15 protein-coding genes are annotated in these 16712 nt (G+C 33.6%); 8 read left to right on the top strand and 7 right to left on the bottom strand.

Annotation, left to right across the window (positions count from 1 at the left end):
- Positions 1 to 218 precede the first annotated feature (218 nt).
- Entirely contained in the window at positions 219 to 710 is a 492-nt protein-coding gene (locus ACSVDA_RS17195; protein ID WP_485884652.1) for a GNAT family N-acetyltransferase, read from the bottom strand.
- Positions 711 to 943: 233 nt separating this feature from the next.
- Here ACSVDA_RS17195 and ACSVDA_RS17190 point away from each other — a divergent pair, with 233 nt between their 5' ends.
- Entirely contained in the window at positions 944 to 1273 is a 330-nt protein-coding gene (locus ACSVDA_RS17190; protein WP_320208226.1) for an SCP2 sterol-binding domain-containing protein, read from the top strand.
- 382 nt (positions 1274 to 1655) lie between these two features.
- Here the strand turns inward: ACSVDA_RS17190 and ACSVDA_RS17185 are convergent, their stop codons facing one another.
- From ACSVDA_RS17185 to ACSVDA_RS17165, 5 genes are all read right to left on the bottom strand, one after another.
- Positions 1656 to 2459 carry an alpha/beta fold hydrolase gene (locus ACSVDA_RS17185; protein WP_485884650.1) on the bottom strand — a complete coding sequence of 268 codons (804 nt, stop codon included), beginning with the start codon at positions 2457 to 2459 and terminating at the stop codon, positions 1656 to 1658.
- Positions 2460 to 2602: 143 nt separating this feature from the next.
- Complete coding sequence (locus ACSVDA_RS17180) at positions 2603 to 3079, bottom strand: dihydrofolate reductase (RefSeq protein WP_485884648.1); 477 nt, start codon at positions 3077 to 3079, stop codon at positions 2603 to 2605.
- A 303-nt stretch (positions 3080 to 3382) separates the two neighbouring features.
- On the bottom strand, positions 3383 to 4027 hold the full coding sequence (locus ACSVDA_RS17175; protein WP_485884646.1) for a DsbA family oxidoreductase: 645 nt from the start codon (positions 4025 to 4027) through the stop codon (positions 3383 to 3385).
- Positions 4028 to 4132: 105 nt separating this feature from the next.
- Positions 4133 to 5092 (bottom strand): sphingomyelin phosphodiesterase, encoded by a 960-nt coding sequence (gene sph, locus ACSVDA_RS17170; RefSeq protein WP_485884644.1) that lies wholly within the window; start codon positions 5090 to 5092, stop codon positions 4133 to 4135.
- Between the two features lie 363 nt (positions 5093 to 5455).
- Positions 5456 to 5881: a DoxX family protein gene (locus ACSVDA_RS17165; protein ID WP_320208220.1), complete on the bottom strand. Its 426-nt coding sequence runs from the start codon at positions 5879 to 5881 to the stop codon at positions 5456 to 5458.
- Between the two features lie 640 nt (positions 5882 to 6521).
- Between ACSVDA_RS17165 and ACSVDA_RS17160 the strand changes: the two genes are divergently transcribed.
- From ACSVDA_RS17160 to ACSVDA_RS17135, 6 genes are all read left to right on the top strand, one after another.
- Complete coding sequence (locus tag ACSVDA_RS17160; RefSeq protein WP_485884642.1) at positions 6522 to 7547, top strand: LacI family DNA-binding transcriptional regulator; 1026 nt, start codon at positions 6522 to 6524, stop codon at positions 7545 to 7547.
- 101 nt (positions 7548 to 7648) lie between these two features.
- Positions 7649 to 8860: a family 16 glycosylhydrolase gene (locus ACSVDA_RS17155; RefSeq protein WP_485884640.1), complete on the top strand. Its 1212-nt coding sequence runs from the start codon at positions 7649 to 7651 to the stop codon at positions 8858 to 8860.
- A gap of 252 nt (positions 8861 to 9112) precedes the next feature.
- The gene (locus tag ACSVDA_RS17150; RefSeq protein ID WP_485884638.1) at positions 9113 to 10504 is read left to right on the top strand and encodes an ABC transporter substrate-binding protein; all 1392 of its coding nucleotides are present in this window, start codon (positions 9113 to 9115) and stop codon (positions 10502 to 10504) included.
- 95 nt (positions 10505 to 10599) lie between these two features.
- A complete protein-coding gene (locus tag ACSVDA_RS17145) occupies positions 10600 to 11490 on the top strand; it encodes a carbohydrate ABC transporter permease (RefSeq protein WP_485884636.1) in 891 nt (296 codons plus the stop codon).
- Between the two features lie 4 nt (positions 11491 to 11494).
- Positions 11495 to 12313 carry a carbohydrate ABC transporter permease gene (locus ACSVDA_RS17140; RefSeq protein ID WP_485884634.1) on the top strand — a complete coding sequence of 273 codons (819 nt, stop codon included), beginning with the start codon at positions 11495 to 11497 and terminating at the stop codon, positions 12311 to 12313.
- A 703-nt stretch (positions 12314 to 13016) separates the two neighbouring features.
- Positions 13017 to 14375 (top strand): GH1 family beta-glucosidase, encoded by a 1359-nt coding sequence (locus tag ACSVDA_RS17135; RefSeq protein WP_485884632.1) that lies wholly within the window; start codon positions 13017 to 13019, stop codon positions 14373 to 14375.
- A gap of 141 nt (positions 14376 to 14516) precedes the next feature.
- Here ACSVDA_RS17135 and ACSVDA_RS17130 read toward each other — a convergent pair whose 3' ends face one another.
- Positions 14517 to 15554, bottom strand: a complete 1038-nt coding sequence (locus ACSVDA_RS17130; RefSeq protein WP_485884630.1) for a YeiH family protein — start codon at positions 15552 to 15554, stop codon at positions 14517 to 14519.
- A 273-nt stretch (positions 15555 to 15827) separates the two neighbouring features.
- On the opposite strand from ACSVDA_RS17130, the gene ACSVDA_RS17125 reads away from it, so the two are divergent.
- Complete coding sequence (locus ACSVDA_RS17125) at positions 15828 to 16706, top strand: LysR family transcriptional regulator (RefSeq protein ID WP_485884628.1); 879 nt, start codon at positions 15828 to 15830, stop codon at positions 16704 to 16706.
- Positions 16707 to 16712: the final 6 nt, after the last annotated feature.

Here is a 16712-nt window from a genome sequence, read left to right as displayed (position 1 = left end):
ATCCCCATTTCATACTTGTTTCTCGACAACTCAAGTATAAAAGAATGGGTGATATCGTGCTCTTTTTTATGCACTCAAATTGTGTATAAACCCCAACATTTATTATAGAACCAAAAAAACCGCCATTGTGTTTTAATGGCGGCTTTTTTTATGTTGCTCAAATCAGCTTAACTGACATCCACTCCAATCAAGAGAGAAGGTCTAATAGTGTGAGGAGTTCAGTCAATTATTAATTGATAAAATAATACATCTTGCCAACTGTCAAACTTGTAACCAACTTCTTTAAAGGAGCCAATAAATTCAAAGCCGAATTTTTCATGAAGTTTAATGCTACTATCATTTCCTTTTGTGATACCAGAAATGATAACATGAAAACCTATTTGTTTAGCTCTTTGTAAAATTTCATTTACTAACTTTGTGGCCACTCCATGTCCTCGTGTATTTTCATCTACATATACTGATAATTCAACAGTTTTAGCGTAAGCTGCTTTTTCTCTAAATGCTGATAGGCAACAATAACCTACAACCTTATTTTCAATCGTAGCTACAATTAGAGGATAATCACTTTCATATTTAGAAAACCATTGTTGTCTTTGTTCGAGTGTCTCCTCTGTTAAATCAAAAGTTGCAGTTGTAGTTATAATTGCTTGATTGTAAATGTTTAATATACTCAAAAGGTCGTCTTGGTGTGCATCTCTAATAATAACCATCGTCTACTCCTTATTATAAAATTATAAGAGTGTGTATATAGCACGTGATATATTGCTATATTATGATGATTATTGGATTTTTTCAAGATGATAATGAGTGTGCAAAAAGAAACAGCAAAATTTTATCAGAAAAATAATTCGAAATAATCAAATTTTATTGTAAATGAATGAGTATTCATTTACAATAAAATTACCAGTATTTTTATTGGTATTTTAATAAAGGGGTGGAATATATGGCTGTAAAAGAAGAGTTGAAAAATCTTTCTGACAAAATTAATGAAAATCCTGAACACATTGAAGGACTTGATTATGTTTATCAATTTCAAGTATCTGGCGAAGATGAAGGGGCGTATCAAGTAGCATTTTCAAATGGAGAGCTATCATACAATGAAGGTGAAGCTGAAGATCCATCTTGTACAATTCAGTTATCTGGAGAAAATCTAGTAAAACTGATACACGGTAAATTGAATGCAACATCAGCTTTTATGATGGGACAACTAAAAATCAAGGGAGATTTATCTCTTGCATTAAAACTACAGTCAATTCTACAAAAATATCAATAATAACAAGAGTAACGCCTTCATTTACATTGTGATGAGGTGTTACTCTTTTTAGATTGCTTTTCCTGTTTCCACAAGTTTTTATTGTTATATGAAGAACATCTTTTATAAAACACCTTTGATCAAAACTTTTTATAAAAATGGCATACTACTTCCCAATAAAAGAATCCATTTTGATCAATCTTTTATTCAAAATGGATTCTATTTATCGTTCTTGGGGTCATAACGCAACAGAAAAATCTTACAATACATACCACCAACTAAAAACGGTACCGCGAGACGTTATTCTCACTAAATACAGATTCTGGTTCAGTTACTCCCGATGCCCCAGTTGCTCCTATCACTTTATAACCCATGCTTCTAATTTTTTAACTTCATATTTTGTTTATCTACTTGCGACATATCTATTATAGCCTTTTAGAGTATTCAAGAATTTAATTGACAGTACATTAAATTTATCTGGTTGATCAACGTTCACAACATGACCACTATCCTCGATAATTTCAAGCTGCGCATGATTGCTCTTCTTCACTACTTCCTCTACTGGAAGTAAGAACATATAATCTTCTTGTCCCATGATATACAAGGTAGGAATATCCAACTCATTTTCTTCAAACTGCACCAACAATGGAACTACATCCTTCGTTAACTTAAACCACTTAACAAATTCTTTTTGACATAGCTTCTTTGCTTGATTAACAAAAAGCAACCGAGATTCCTTATGTCTTTTTTTAGGCATTAAACACCAAGCAAATAATTTATATAACCACATATACGGAACAATTTTTTTCCCTACATTTCCCAAGAACATTAAGGTTTTTACGCGGGTGTTTAACCGTATAACAGCACCACCCAAAATCATAGTTTTAACTCTATTGGGCTCAATTTCTGCAATATTTCTAATTAATATCGTCCCTAATGATATTCCCACAAAATGTGCATCTTTAATGTTTAGGCCATTTAATACCTCAATAATATCTAAACTTACATCGGAAAAAGAGTAATTTCTTTTCAAAATCCCTCTATCTTTTGACTTTCCGTGTCCCCTTAAATCTATTAGTAATACATTAAAGTGCTCTTTAAATGCTTTTAACTGTTTATACCATACTGTTGAACTTCCTCCCGCACCATGAATAAAAACCACCCAATCATGAGCATCGCTTAATTTAAATCTCTTAGAATAAAGCATTATCCAACAACACCTTTCACAAAATACAGATTAATGGAAAATAAAAAACCACAAGCTACAGTACACCCCAATGTACTGTTTTTTTTGTGGTTCTTCCACTTTCTTATGAAATTTGAGTCATTACGAATTTAACAAAGCAATCCTTATACTTTTTCCATTGTTACAAAGGAATAATGGATTCCCTGGTTTTCATCATAATGTTTTTCTTCTTCGGTAACTATGAACCCTTTAGGGACTTCAAAAAATGCATCGCCTTCTATAACTAAATCCACTTTAGTTAAATAAATTTTATCAACATAAGGGCTAAATAATTTATATACTTCACCACCGCCGATAACTATATTTTCTTTATCAACGGGTAAATACTTAATGATCTCATTAATAGAATGATAGACATGACATCCTTCTTGTTGATAATTTCTTTCTCTTGTTAAAATATAATTCTCCCTGTTAGGAAGAGGTTTCCCAATCGAATCAAATGTTTTCCTACCCATAATTACATTTTTACCTGTAGTTTTGCTCTTAAAATATTTTAAGTCATTTGATAGATTCCAAGGGAGTTTGTTATCTACACCAATTACTCCGTTTTTACTTACAGCGACAATTAATGAAAAACTCACTTATGAACACCCTTTCTAAATTCCAAGAATCCAATCACCTAATTGTCAAATTACTATTATTCTAGCAAAGGATAGACTAATTGACGAATTGAAAAAAATTACAAAATAATTCAGCATCTACCTAGATCTTCCTTTTGAGGAAAGAAAAACGTTATTGGCTAACCAACAGAAAAGACAATACATGTACATGCGTTAATTTTATTAATAGCAAAACACTGTTCAACGCAAAAACAGCCGAGCCCAATAATATCTTAAGTAGGTATTATTGAGTCCGGCTTTATATGAGCTACTGTAGATGACTGCCTATTCACATCCATCTATACTACAATTCATCCCAGTTGAAGGAGTTTTAGCAGTTTCTAATTGTTTATTAATAGCACGTTCAATTGATTCTGATGATTGCACACCTGATAGCTGTTGATCTCCTATTTGGATTGTTGGTACTGCATGGATATTCGCTTCTGTATAAGCGTGTTGAAGTTGCTGTTGATGAACTTGCTCATATTTTCTTGAAACGAGTGATTCTTTAAATTCAATTGCATCAAGACCAATATTTTCAGCAATTGAAGTTAATATTTCAACATTACCTATATCTTGTTCAAGTTGCCAAAAGGCACGGAATACTGCGTCAGCATACTCATTTCCTTTACCTCTTTCTTTTGCAAACTGCAACCCTTCGTGTGTTAAATGAGTTCGAGGGTGTGGAGACATTTCGGGTAAGACCATTTCTACACCTATACGCTCAGAGAGAGGCTTTACTGAATGTTGCCATCCTGTTTGAATATAATTGCTTTCTGGTCTAAGTGGTTCACTATTTCCTGGACGCAGTTCATATGGCATCCATTCGATTTCCACATCTTTGCCACTCGTTGCTTCTAGAAGTGGTTTTTTTGCTAAGAAACAAAACGGACAAACAAAATCTGAATATACTTTCATCTTTACAGTCATTTTTTCACCTTCATTTATAATTTTTTTACATATAATGTCTTAGTAAGTATACAATGAAGGCTTTAAATATGCTAACGATATACATGTTAACTATTGTTGAGAGTTTTATTCAATATTAGAATATCCATATACGGGGTAGTGATCAGAAAATTCATTGTACTTATTTATAATTGCGGTCCATGTTGGTGATTTAACATTAAGCACTTCATTAGTCCAAAAATCAGGTTGTTTATGATTTTTTTCTATGAATATATAGTCTAAATACCTTTGCTCTCCATCAGGAAATTTATAGGCAACGATTTCATTTGTTTCCGGATCAAATGTTGAACTATGTCCAGTAAATTGTGTAGGTTCGTTGACATTTAAAGTATCAATCAAAGATTGATATTCATCAACATTATACCGGTTTACATTAAAATCACCGCCGATAAACAGTACCTCATCTAAGTGAATGTCCTTGTCTGCTATAAATTCTGCTATTTCTTGGAATTGTGTTTTTCGAATTCTATTTGCCTCATCATTGCCACAGCCGGTATCATCAGCTTGGGCATGGGTACCTATAATATGATAATAATCGTCTTCTTTTTCAACCTTCACATAAACGAATCCTTTGTTAGCTAAATAATCTACACCACAGCCTTCTTCAAATACATATTGAACTTGCTCAAGAATTGGCCATTTAGAAATAATTGCTACACCCCCATCCTCTGGAACTATATTCGAGTAATGACCTAGCGTTTCATCCCAGCCATCTTTACTTCTTCCTAAAACAGGAGTTTGAAACGGGTACTCTTCCGCTATGTTATTAAGTAATATTTTCGAAGAGTTATTATCATATAGCTCATTAAATATGATTGCATCCTGATCTTTTATGTAGTCTGCCTCACTAATAAAAGTCGCTCGATCTTTTTGCCCCCAGCTGGAAGTATAAGTAGGCATAAGAAAAACATTATGTTGTAACAATTTAAAATCATTTGGATAATGATTTGAAGCGTATGATTGATTTAAATTGATCGTTATTCCAACTAAAAAAGCGCAAAATAAAAGAATGATATACTTTTTCATTTGTCAAACCTCCAGTTTATTTATTAGGCTGTTTTCGGATAGATAGTTGTGTTCGTACCAATGTATTAACACGAACACAACTAAATTTCTGTACACCTTTTCTTTTATAAATCGATGACTGTACGACTTCTTTAACTTTTAGTTATGGAACGAAAGCAACAAGGTTTAAGTAAAGAGCCCCTTATTATGTTTGTTTGCGTATACGCAAACTCATTAGAATAGTTAGATAGCAAGTTGATGAAAAATTTTCTACGTGTCTAACAGATAGTAGGGAAATAGCCAAAAATAAAGAGACGGTATAACATAACTGTTATCCGTCTAAAATTTTTTAGTACAATAAATTTTGTGTTCAAATAATATCTACTATGATGGGTTATTTACTTTTGATTCTTTCAATGAACTAAACCAACCATCTAGTGACCATTGCTTACTTCCATTAATCGCTAAATATAATGCCATAGCTAGTAATGCAAGATCTAATTCATAGCCAGCCATAGACCCATTACCCGTAAAACCAACATCGAGTTTTACTTTAAATATTGCTACAATCATAATAATGCATAGGAGACTGCCTGCAATTCTTGTTCCTAAGCCTAATATGAGTGCAGCACCCCCAATTACTTCAACTAATGCTACAACATAGGCAAAAAAACCAGCTATCCCCATACCGTCAAACCAAGTTGAAACCTGATCAATTCCTGTTTGAAACTTGTCAAGTCCATGAATAAAAAAAGTAATACCTAAAACGATCCGTAAAATGATTGCACCTAACTCATGTTTGTTTGTCACGGTAATCCTCCATTCCTAAATTTTATAGTCAAATAAGAGAGATAAGCCTACGCTACATTATATTTTGCTGATAATTGATTATGACAATGGGACATGCTTAAAAATCATTTTCATCATTTAGAATGAAGATGATGTAACAACTAGTAATGATTTTTATTCAAGTCCTGGAATAACAACAAAGTAATAAAAAAAGCGAAAAGAATTCGTGAATTTGTTTCGTAAAATTAAGATGAACAATTGAAGGGAAAGCCTAGATTAGTAGCTAAAAAAGCCTTTACAAATTTAAAAAAACTGTTAATCTTAAACTATGGAAACGCTTAATATTCTGATGAATACTATATAATTTACGAAACTATTCGGAGGAGGATGGTAACTTAAAAAATGAACAAAGGTATAAAATAGTCTAATATCAAATATGTTGATTATTATTTGCTGTTCTCGTATAGGGTGTTGTTTTTTATACAAAAAACACGTATACAAACTAAAACGACATCTTTATTTGCCATTTTGGGAACTATAGCAAGTTTACGAAAAGAGCCTTCTTAATTAGACTACACTTTTTATTAACATTTTGACGTTTTCTCCTAGATTTTATTTATGTCAGTATGACTGACAATCATATTAGAAAAGGGAACTGGCTATGAAAGTAACTATTAAAGATATTGCAAAAATGGCAGGTGTCTCACCAGCAACTGTATCGAAAATTATTAACAATTATAAGGATGTAGGTGAAGAGACACGACAAAAAGTGCTTGATATTATGGAACAAACGGGTTATCGTCCATCTTATTCGGCTAGATCTCTTGCAATGCAAACGTCCAATATTATCGGAGTTATTTACGCAGGTAACGTGAATGCTGATTTTAATCATCCATTCTTTATTGAGGTTATGAACTCCTTTAAAAAGTCTATTGGATCATTAGGATATGATTTACTATTTTTTTCTAATGAAAAATTCAATGGTGGTAACGAAAATTATTTAGAAAGATGTCGTCACTATCAAGTAGATGGTTGCATTGTGATTAGCGGAGAAGAAATCCAATCCTCTATACTTGATTTAGTTAAAAGTGAGATACCATGTATTGGTGTTGATTTGCAATTAGATGGCAAACGTTCTTCTTATATTATGAGCAACAATGTAAAAGTAGGAAAAAAGGTAGTAGAGCACTTTTATTTATTGGGATATAGAGATATAGGTTTCATAGGTGGAATTAAAAATTCACCAGTCACAACTTATCGTTTGGAAGGATTTAAGAAAAAGATGGCTGACTTTGGCTTAGTTGAAAATGAAGACTGGGTTACCTACGGAGATTATTTTGAGGAAAGTGGCTACCAATGTATGCTGAAGATATTACAAACGCAAACATTACCTAGAGCAATATTTGCGGCCTCGGATTTGATGGCATTTGGAGCACTAAGAGCTGTTAAAGAAAGAGGGTTACGTGTGCCAGAAGATATTGCGATTGTTGGGTGCGATGATATCGATGCATGCAAATACACTGAGCCTCCATTAACATCTATTAAGCAAGACAAGAATAAGATAGGTAAATTAGCTGCCTATATGCTAGTAGATTTAATAGAAGATCATGTCCAATCAACTAACTTAATGGTCGAACCAGAACTTGTCATTCGGAAATCTTGTGGCTCTCATTTGGCAGAACATTAATTGATGTTCTGCTTTTCTTTGATCAGTTTCATGTGAATTTAAAATAATATAAGCTCTATCTAACCACTTAAGGAAGCTATATGAACGAGAGAAGGACTTTTATGAAAAAAATATCATTCATTGCAATTATTATGTTTATCATTATAAGTTTCGTTTATATAAAAGATTTATTGAGCGGTGGAGGGGAGTTAATGAACTTGGACAATGGATATGCTAAAGGCATGAATATAAATAACTTAAAGATAGCTGTTGAAGCTGGCTCTACACATGGCTCAACGAAAGTGATTGGTAATCCTGGGGAAGGTAACCATTTGGTTGTACTCATTTCACAGGACAAAGTGTTAGAACGAAGTGAAGGGGAGTTCGTTCCGACTGGAAAAATGTCCATTAATCCATACCAATCTGGTGACGATATTTCAGGTGTGGATGCCAGCATTAATAAATACATAGCAGTATATGAAGCGAATGAAAGGAATCAAGTCGTGAAAGCCGCATTAGTTCAGCTAAATAAAGACCAAGTTTCTCCTGAAAAGTGGGATTTAGTATGGGCTGATGAGTTTGCTGGTGAAGACATAGATGTAAGTAAATGGAATCACGTTGAAGCTGGGAATGGATTTGGTAATAATGAACTACAGTTTTACACATCAAGGCAAAAGAACGCACGTTTAGATGGGGAGGGTAATTTAGTTATTGAAGCCCATATTGAAAACTATGAACATAGGGAGTATACTTCAGCCAAACTAACAACTGAAGGTAAAGGTGACTGGACATATGGCAAATTTGAAATTCGCGCGAAATTACCAGAAGGACAAGGGATTTGGCCTGCCATTTGGATGATGCCAACCGATTATGAATTATATGGGAAATGGCCTTCATCCGGTGAGATTGATATTATGGAGCTGTTGGGTCATAAACCAGGAACTGTGCACGGAACAATTCATTACGGTGTACCTTGGACGCATACGGGGGGCTTTTTTACATTGCCAAATGAGGAAAAATTTTCTGATGATTTTCATGTTTTCTCCATTGTATGGGAACCAGGAGAAATACGTTGGTATGTTGATGGCATTTTATATTTAAAACAAAAGAAGTGGTTTTCTAAATTGCAAGATGCAAATGCAGATTTTAACTATCCGGCACCATTTAATCGTGATTTTTATATACAGCTTAATTTAGCTGTAGGTGGGAACTGGCCAGGTAGCCCAGATGAAACAACTTTGTTTCCGCAACAATTTCTAATTGATTATGTACGAGTATATCAATTGGATGGAGAGTATAGACAAGTTGATGAAAGCATTCAAAGTCGTTACTGATTTACATTACAATTTTGATCCTACTAATGTACTTCTTGAGGTTTCTAAACCGTTTTCGACTTTTTTCTTTATTTTAATAAATAAATAGCGTTCTTTTTTAGATAGTAGGTAATTTTACTATATTTTTTTTAAAAAAATGACTTTACAAGTAGGCATTTTTGAGTAATAATGAAATTGTAACGAAACCGCTTTCAGTGATGAAAGCAGAAAACATAGTATTTTATACACAAATTATATTTGAGGGGGAGAAACATGAGTAAGAAAGTGTTTTCTAAATTTGCAATGTTTACTTTAGCTATTGCACTTATTTTTAGTGTTGCTGCTTGTTCAGGAAATGATAGCGCTTCAAATGGCTCTAATGAGGGTACAAGTAATGAAACAACATCTACATCTAATGAAGGTAAGGAAGAAGAGGGCAAAGATAAAGTTACATTAAAAATGTTAGGTTGGACGAATAAAGCGGTAAATGATTATATTACAGAACTTAACGAAGCTTTCATGGAAGAAAATCCTGAGGTTGAAATTGAATACACAGTTACTGCATCAGACGATGTATACAGACAATTAATGCAGTCTAGATTAGCTGCTGAAGACGTAGATATTTTCCCTAACTTATCTGGATTTATCTTATCTCCACAAGAGTGGTCACCAGGAGCAGATGTACCAAACTGGCAAGAGTGGATTGAAGCTGGGCAAATTGCAGATTTAACTGGTGAAGCTTTCTTAGATAACTATAACGCTTCTGATATCGAAAATGGTGGTATGTTTGACGGTAAAGTGTATGGTGTTCCAGTAGGTACAACTGCATTTACAGGCTTATACTATAACAAAGATATTTTTGAAGAACACGGTTTAGAAGTTCCAACAACTTGGGATGAATTCGTAAACGTATTAGACACATTACAAGATAATGGTGTAACACCACTTGCGTTTGGTGGAAAAGACACTTGGCCTTTAGCAATCACTGTTCAAGGATTACAAGCTTCAATCTTTGACGATCAATTAGAATTCATTCAAGGTTTATGGACAGGTGACAATAAATTTACTGATCCGTTAGCATTAGAAGTATTAGAAAAAGCTCAAAAGATGATGGATTATGCAATCACAGGCTTTATGGGAATTGATTATGCTACATTACCTTCATTATTTACTTCAGGTCAAGTAGCGATGATGGGTGATGGTGCTTGGAAAGCGCCAGAATTAACTAAAGATTTCCCTGATTTGAATTTTGGATACTTCCCAGTACCAGGAAGTAATGATCCTGCTAAAAATCAAAGTCTAGCAGGAAAATATGATATGACTTATTTAATTCCAGAAAATGCACCAAATAAAGAATATGCAATAAAATGGATGGAGTTTTTCTCTGAGCCAGAAAATTACACAGAATTTATTAATGCTTCAGGAATGCTACCAGTACAACCTAATGTTGTAGCTGATAGTGAGTTTATTAATGAAATATCTCCATATTTACAAGAGTTCAAACTTGGTTGGGAACAATTGTTCATTAATAGACCAAACATAGGTGAACATCTTGATAATGCCGGTGTTCATGTTGAATATATTGCACCAGGTGGACCAATCAAATCAGCTCAAGAATTAGCGGAAATTCAACAACAAGAATGGGAAGCGGCTGAACAAAACTAAGCCTTTCTATAATATAACTGCTACTTAAGGGCCTGAAATCAGGCCCTTAATTTATCCCAAAACTACAAGCTATTGAAGCTCGTGAGGTGAGATTTATGTACCCTTTTGGAAAAGGGAGGTCTAGACTTTATCCATATCTCTTTCTACTACTTCCTTTATTATTATATGTTACTTTTTTATTTGGCCCTTCAGTTTTCACGGTAATTTTTTCATTTACTGACATTACTAACGTGCCAGGACAAAGTTTTTCGTTTATTGGCCTAGACAATTATAAGGAAATATTTTTCTCTTCGAACACTCCTGAGAGATATGAAGCAATATGGAGAACAATATATTTCGCAGTTGTTGTAACAATTGTTCAAAATTCAGTTGGTTTACTAATGGCTTTAGTATTAAATCAAAAGTTAAAAGGCGATAAGTTCTTTAGATCAGTATTTTTTGTCCCAGTATTGCTTGGAGTAACAGTTGTTGGACTAATTTGGCAACTAATGTTTAACCCGATTAATGGACCAGTTCAAAAATTATACGGCTTATTCGACTATGCAGACACATTCTTCGGAAGTTTCGAACATGCCTTTGAGTATATTATCTTTGTGCAAATTTGGATGTATATGGGTTATTCGATGCTCATTTTCCTTGCTGGATTACAAACTGTTCCAAAGGATCTATACGAAGCAGCCTATATTGATGGTGCTAATAGCTGGCAGTCATTTAAAAACATTACTTTCCCAATGATCGCTCCAGCATTTACAGTTAATATATTACTTTCAATTATTGGAGCACTTCAAACTTATGACATTATTATCGTTTTAACACGAGGAAACTTTAATACGAGTACGATAGGCTTCGATGTTTATAATGAAACCTTCAGAAGTGATTCTGTAGAATTAGGTTTACCAGCAGCTTTATCGATGATTCAATTTTTAATCGTTCTAATTTTTGTTGTTGTATCGCAACATTATTTACGAAAGAGAGAGGTGGGATAAGTTTATGAAAACATCAAAAACAATTAAATTGTTAAGTTATTCCACAGTATTTATTATGTTAGTTCTGTATCTTGTACCACTTCTCTTAGTTGTAAATACAGCTTTTAAGACAAATGCAGAGTTTATTATTAGTCCGAACTCAATTGCAGAAAACTTTAATTTTCAAAACTTTTTAGATGCATGGGAACAAGGATCCTTTTCGACATACGTATGGAACACCTTACTGTATACAGGTGTCTCGACTGTTATCGTTATCATATTTTCCATATTTGCTGCATTTCCAATTGCAAGAGGTTATGTAAAATGGAGCGGATTATTGTATATTTTCTTTACGATGTCAATGTTCTTACCAAACCCGCTCGTTCCTCAGTTTAGATTGATGGTTGAGACAGGGCTATATAATACTCAACTTGGTTATATCTTAATTCGTTCAACAGGATTTGGAGTCGTTTTCATTCTGTTTGTTGGTTATATTAAATCGATTAGTAAGGAATTAGATGAAGCAGCAAGTATTGATGGATGTGGCTACGGTAGATATATGTTTTCGGTCATCATGCCGTTGATGAAGCCGATTATCGCTACAGGAATCGTATTAACTGCCATTGGAACATGGAATGATTTGCTAGGGCCAATCCTCTACTTATCAGATAGTAAACTTTGGTCAATTTCAGCAGGTTTATTAAATTTCCAAGGACAATATGGTAATAACTGGCCGTTGCTATCATGTGGTATTTTAATTGTAGCAGCACCACTATTAATCTTGTATATCTTCCTTCAAAAATATATTATCGAAGGTACGATGTCTGGAGCTGTAAAATCATAACGTGAGGTAGGAGGGCATCCTACCTTTTTGTATATAAAAGGATGTTTTCGCATAGAAAGTTGTTTTTCATAAAAAAAATAATCACTTATACAAGTAGATTTCGTGCTATCTTTTCTAATTGAAAACGATGACCATCTTTCGAATTTGGTAACTATGGCAACAAAGTTTACGGAAAGAGCCTTAATAATAGCAGGTTTTAATATCTTTTATTACCCTACGTAAATGAAAATAATTATTATGTTGTCCACGCTAGTTCTTCGACTTAAGTGAGTAAAGATAATTTAGCCTTCCAAACATGATACAATTCTAAATAAACACATAACCAAAATAGATAAGTTTGTTATGATAAGGGGATAGCTATTGTTACCCATCTATTTTAGGATGGTTCCGAAAAACATTCGGGAATTTAGTTATATTGGAAAAAGCTGATATATCAATATTTTTTTATAAAAAATTGTATAGAATCCCTTTACATTATCATGAAAACCGTCGATAATTATACTGTGAATCGAAAGCGGTTTCGTTGCTCTGGTAAAGGGGTAATAATTGTAACGAATACGGAAATTGTAATAAATTATGAGACTCTTTTTCGAATACTGAAAACTGCATAAGATGGTGAATAGACAACAAGATGACCTTTTGCTAAAAAGACTTATATTTTATGGGAACAATTGGTCGTTTAATGAAAGAGGAGATGAATATAATGTTAGCACAAAAATCATTCCCTAAAGGCTTTGTGTGGGGAACAGCTACTTCTTCTTATCAAATTGAAGGAGCCACTGAAAAAGACGGACGTTCAGAATCGATTTGGGATACCTTTTGTAGGGTACCTGGCAAGGTTGTAAATGGAGAAAATGGTGACATCGCATGTGATCATTACCATAAAATTGAAGAAGATGTAAAATTACTCGCAGATTTAGGCATCAAACATTACCGATTTTCTGTTGCATGGCCTAGAATATTCCCAGAAAAATCAGTTGTAAATCAAGCTGGTTTAGATTTTTATAAACGCTTATTGGCCGAGTTGAAAAAATACGATATTAAACCTGCATTAACTATTTATCATTGGGATTTGCCTCAATGGCTTCAAGATGAAGGTGGTTGGGTTAATAGAAATATAGTTGATTATTATATGGAGTATGCTACTACTCTATTCAAAGAGTTTGGTAATGAAGTACCAATGTGGTTCACGCACAATGAGCCGTGGTGTGCGGCATTTTTAGGATATGGTGAAGGTGTCCATGCACCTGGACATCAAAATTGGAGAGAGGCGATTATTGCGTCGCATCATATCTTTTTATCACACGGCTTAGCTGTAAATAAATATAAAGAGATGAATCTACCTGGTGAAATAGGGATTGTACTTAATCTTCAGCCTGCTTACGCTGCAACTAATTCAGAAGAGGATATAGCAGCAACAAAAAGACAAGATGGTTATAGTAATCGCTGGTTCTTAGATCCAATTTTTTACGGTAAGTACCCTACTGATATGCTTGAATGGTTTAAAAGTGAAGTTGGTGAATATGACTTCATAAAAGAAAATGATTTAGCTACAATAAATAACCCAGGTGACTTTCTTGCGGTCAATTTTTATAGTCGATCAGTTGTTGCAACTGGAGAAGAGAACCAACTATTAAAGGTAAATCACATCCCGCAAGAGGGTGAGCATACAGATATGGGATGGGAAGTACACCCTGAATCATTATATGTATTACTAAAACGTCTGCAGTCTGAATATACTGAGCTACCAATCTACATCGCTGAAAATGGTGCTGCTATGAAAGATGAATTAGTGGCAGGAGTAGTTGATGATAAGGACCGTATTACTTATGTTCAATCACATCTGGAAGCATGCCACCGCTTCATTGAAGAAGGTGGAAATTTAAAGGGATACTATTTATGGTCATTTATGGACAATTTTGAGTGGGCATTTGGTTATGAAAAACGCTTTGGTATGGTATATGTTGATTATAAAACACAACAGCGTATTCCGAAGGAAAGTGCTAAATGGTTTACAGAAGTTATGAAAGAAAATGCCATCGTACAACCGGTATTAAAATAACTTAACATTATATTATTGATAGAAAGCAGGAACGTATTGAATTTAACAATATGTTTCTGCTTTTTTAGTTGGTTGTGTATTTAAGGTTATTTTGAATGGATTAAAATTTACTTCATTGAATTTTAAGATATACCTGTTCACTTACATAGAAGATATTGTGACAAAGACATAAGCGATTGCAACCATAAAAATAGTACCAACCAAACCTGCAATAAATGCTTTTATTCCATACAAACGGAATGACTGTGTATCAATCATAAGACCGAGGGCTGCCATTGCTGTTCCTATAAGAATATACGCAACCACTACTAGAAAATCACTTATTTGAACAGGTATACTAATAAACGTATTTAATATGCTCATAGATAAAAAGCCTATGACAAACCAAGGAAATGGTAGCTTATTTCCTGCCGGATTGTTATTAGTCATACGATACATGTGACCTATGAAAATTGCTATCGGAATCAATAACATTACACGAGTAAGCTTAATAATGACCGCAATATCCGTGGCGGATTTACCACGAACATCTGCGGCAGCAACTACATGTGCTAACTCATGAAGTGATAAACCAGACAGTATTCCATATTGGATATCTGATAAAGGCAACTTATCTGAAATAAGTACAAATATAAGTGTAAATAAAGTTCCTAATAATGCTATTACAGCAATACTAATCGTAATTTGGTCATTTTTTGCCCTCATCTGTGGAGCAATTGCTACAATTGCGGCTGCCCCGCAAATTCCTGTCCCACACGCAGTTAATAATCCAATATTGTTATCTACATTCACTCTTTTACTAATCACCATTATTACAATAATCGTAAGAACAACAATGATTATTAATCCAGTTAGAACGTTTGCTCCAATCTCAATAATTGATTTTATATTAAGACGAATCCCAAGAAGTATAATACCTAAGCGCAGAAGTTTTTTGCTAGAAAATTCAATTCCATATGAGTAATCTTGTTCAACTCCTAAAACTAAGCGCCACATGATCCCTAATATTAGTGCTATGACTAATGCACCTACCATTTCTAAATATGGTAGAGTCGCTAGAAATTTAGCAACGGTTGCAAGTATAAATGTTAAAAAAACTCCAATAAAAAATGGTCGATTATTTTCCTTTATACGTGATTTTCTGTGAATTTGCGGCTGATTTTCTTGCAGTAATGTCAAAAGGACCACCTCATTTCTTAAACCCATCTTACGTTGATAAAAAGAAAAGGGGAAATGAGATATTATTATGATGGTCATAGGAAATTCTAATAACAGCGTAGCCTTCTTCTACAAGTGTGTACATGATTTAACTACATATGATAAAAGCTGATGTTACATAAATTTTTTTAACTGCTTATTTTTACAAAATCTTGTATAGTTGTAATAAGTTAAATGCTGTTACAATCTTCTAGCATTTTATGCTTTCAGTTCAAAGTAAAGTGAGGACAAGAGATGAATATTGATGCGTTAAAAATTTTTGTTACAGTAGCAAAGTACAAAAACTTTTCTCGAGCTGCTGAACATTTAAACTTTTCACAACCGACTATTAGTTTACATATACGCAATTTAGAAGAAGAATTTAACGAACAGCTTCTTTATCGTTCTCCAAAATATGTTGAATTAACAAAGGCTGGTAAAGTGTTGTATAGAAACGCAAATAAAATTTTAACGTTGTATAGCAATACGAAAGATGAGATTAATCATTTAAGTAATATTGTAAGTGGAAGCATAAAGATCGGAGCAAGTTATACAATTGGAGAATATTTATTACCAAAGTATTTAGCGCAGTTTACATCTGCACACCCAGATGTTGATATTGAAGTTATGATTAAAAATACAGAAGAAATAACAGAGTTAATAAGACAAGCTCGTTTAGATATAGGACTGATAGAAGGTAAGATCGTAAACAATGATCTTGTTGTAAAGCCCTTTTTAGAGGATGAAATGGTTCTTGTTACATCTCCTTCATCACCAATCGCTTCAAAAGATGATATTTTACCAGCTCAGCTTAATAATCAAACTTGGATATTTCGAGAGATTGGCTCTGGAACTCGAGCATATAGTGATTATTTAATCAAGGAATGGAATTTATCTATTATGCGCTCTTATATATTTAATTCAAGTCAAGGGATTAAGGAAGCGGTTCTGAATAATCTTGGCATTGCTATTCTGTCACATATTATAGTGGAAAAAGAATTAGAACGTGGTGAACTCGTAGCGATTTCAATAAATAAAGCACATTTCACAAGAACGCTATCATTTATTCATCAAACCAGTCATTCATTTTCTATGGCTGAACGAGTTTTTGTGAACGAGATTTTAGAAAAATAGGATATG

Origin of the sequence: Cytobacillus sp. Hm23 (assembly GCF_051842895.1) — a bacterium.
Classification (GTDB): Bacteria; Bacillota; Bacilli; order Bacillales; family SM2101; genus Nanhaiella.
This window is presented reverse-complemented; position numbering and strand designations above follow the sequence as displayed.

Excerpts from the sequence above, each read along its gene's own strand:
- ACSVDA_RS17195 (WP_485884652.1), bottom strand. The coding sequence starts at position 710 with ATGGTTATTATTAGAGATGCACACCAAGACGACCTTTTGAGTATATTA.
- ACSVDA_RS17190 (WP_320208226.1), top strand. The coding sequence starts at position 944 with ATGGCTGTAAAAGAAGAGTTGAAAAATCTTTCTGACAAAATTAATGAA.
- ACSVDA_RS17185 (WP_485884650.1), bottom strand. The coding sequence starts at position 2,459 with ATGCTTTATTCTAAGAGATTTAAATTAAGCGATGCTCATGATTGGGTG.
- ACSVDA_RS17175 (WP_485884646.1), bottom strand. The coding sequence starts at position 4,027 with ATGACTGTAAAGATGAAAGTATATTCAGATTTTGTTTGTCCGTTTTGT.
- sph (WP_485884644.1), bottom strand. The coding sequence starts at position 5,092 with ATGAAAAAGTATATCATTCTTTTATTTTGCGCTTTTTTAGTTGGAATA.
- ACSVDA_RS17160 (WP_485884642.1), top strand. The coding sequence starts at position 6,522 with ATGAAAGTAACTATTAAAGATATTGCAAAAATGGCAGGTGTCTCACCA.
- ACSVDA_RS17155 (WP_485884640.1), top strand. The coding sequence starts at position 7,649 with ATGAAAAAAATATCATTCATTGCAATTATTATGTTTATCATTATAAGT.
- ACSVDA_RS17150 (WP_485884638.1), top strand. The coding sequence starts at position 9,113 with ATGAGTAAGAAAGTGTTTTCTAAATTTGCAATGTTTACTTTAGCTATT.
- ACSVDA_RS17145 (WP_485884636.1), top strand. The coding sequence starts at position 10,600 with ATGTACCCTTTTGGAAAAGGGAGGTCTAGACTTTATCCATATCTCTTT.
- ACSVDA_RS17140 (WP_485884634.1), top strand. The coding sequence starts at position 11,495 with ATGAAAACATCAAAAACAATTAAATTGTTAAGTTATTCCACAGTATTT.
- ACSVDA_RS17135 (WP_485884632.1), top strand. The coding sequence starts at position 13,017 with ATGTTAGCACAAAAATCATTCCCTAAAGGCTTTGTGTGGGGAACAGCT.
- ACSVDA_RS17125 (WP_485884628.1), top strand. The coding sequence starts at position 15,828 with ATGAATATTGATGCGTTAAAAATTTTTGTTACAGTAGCAAAGTACAAA.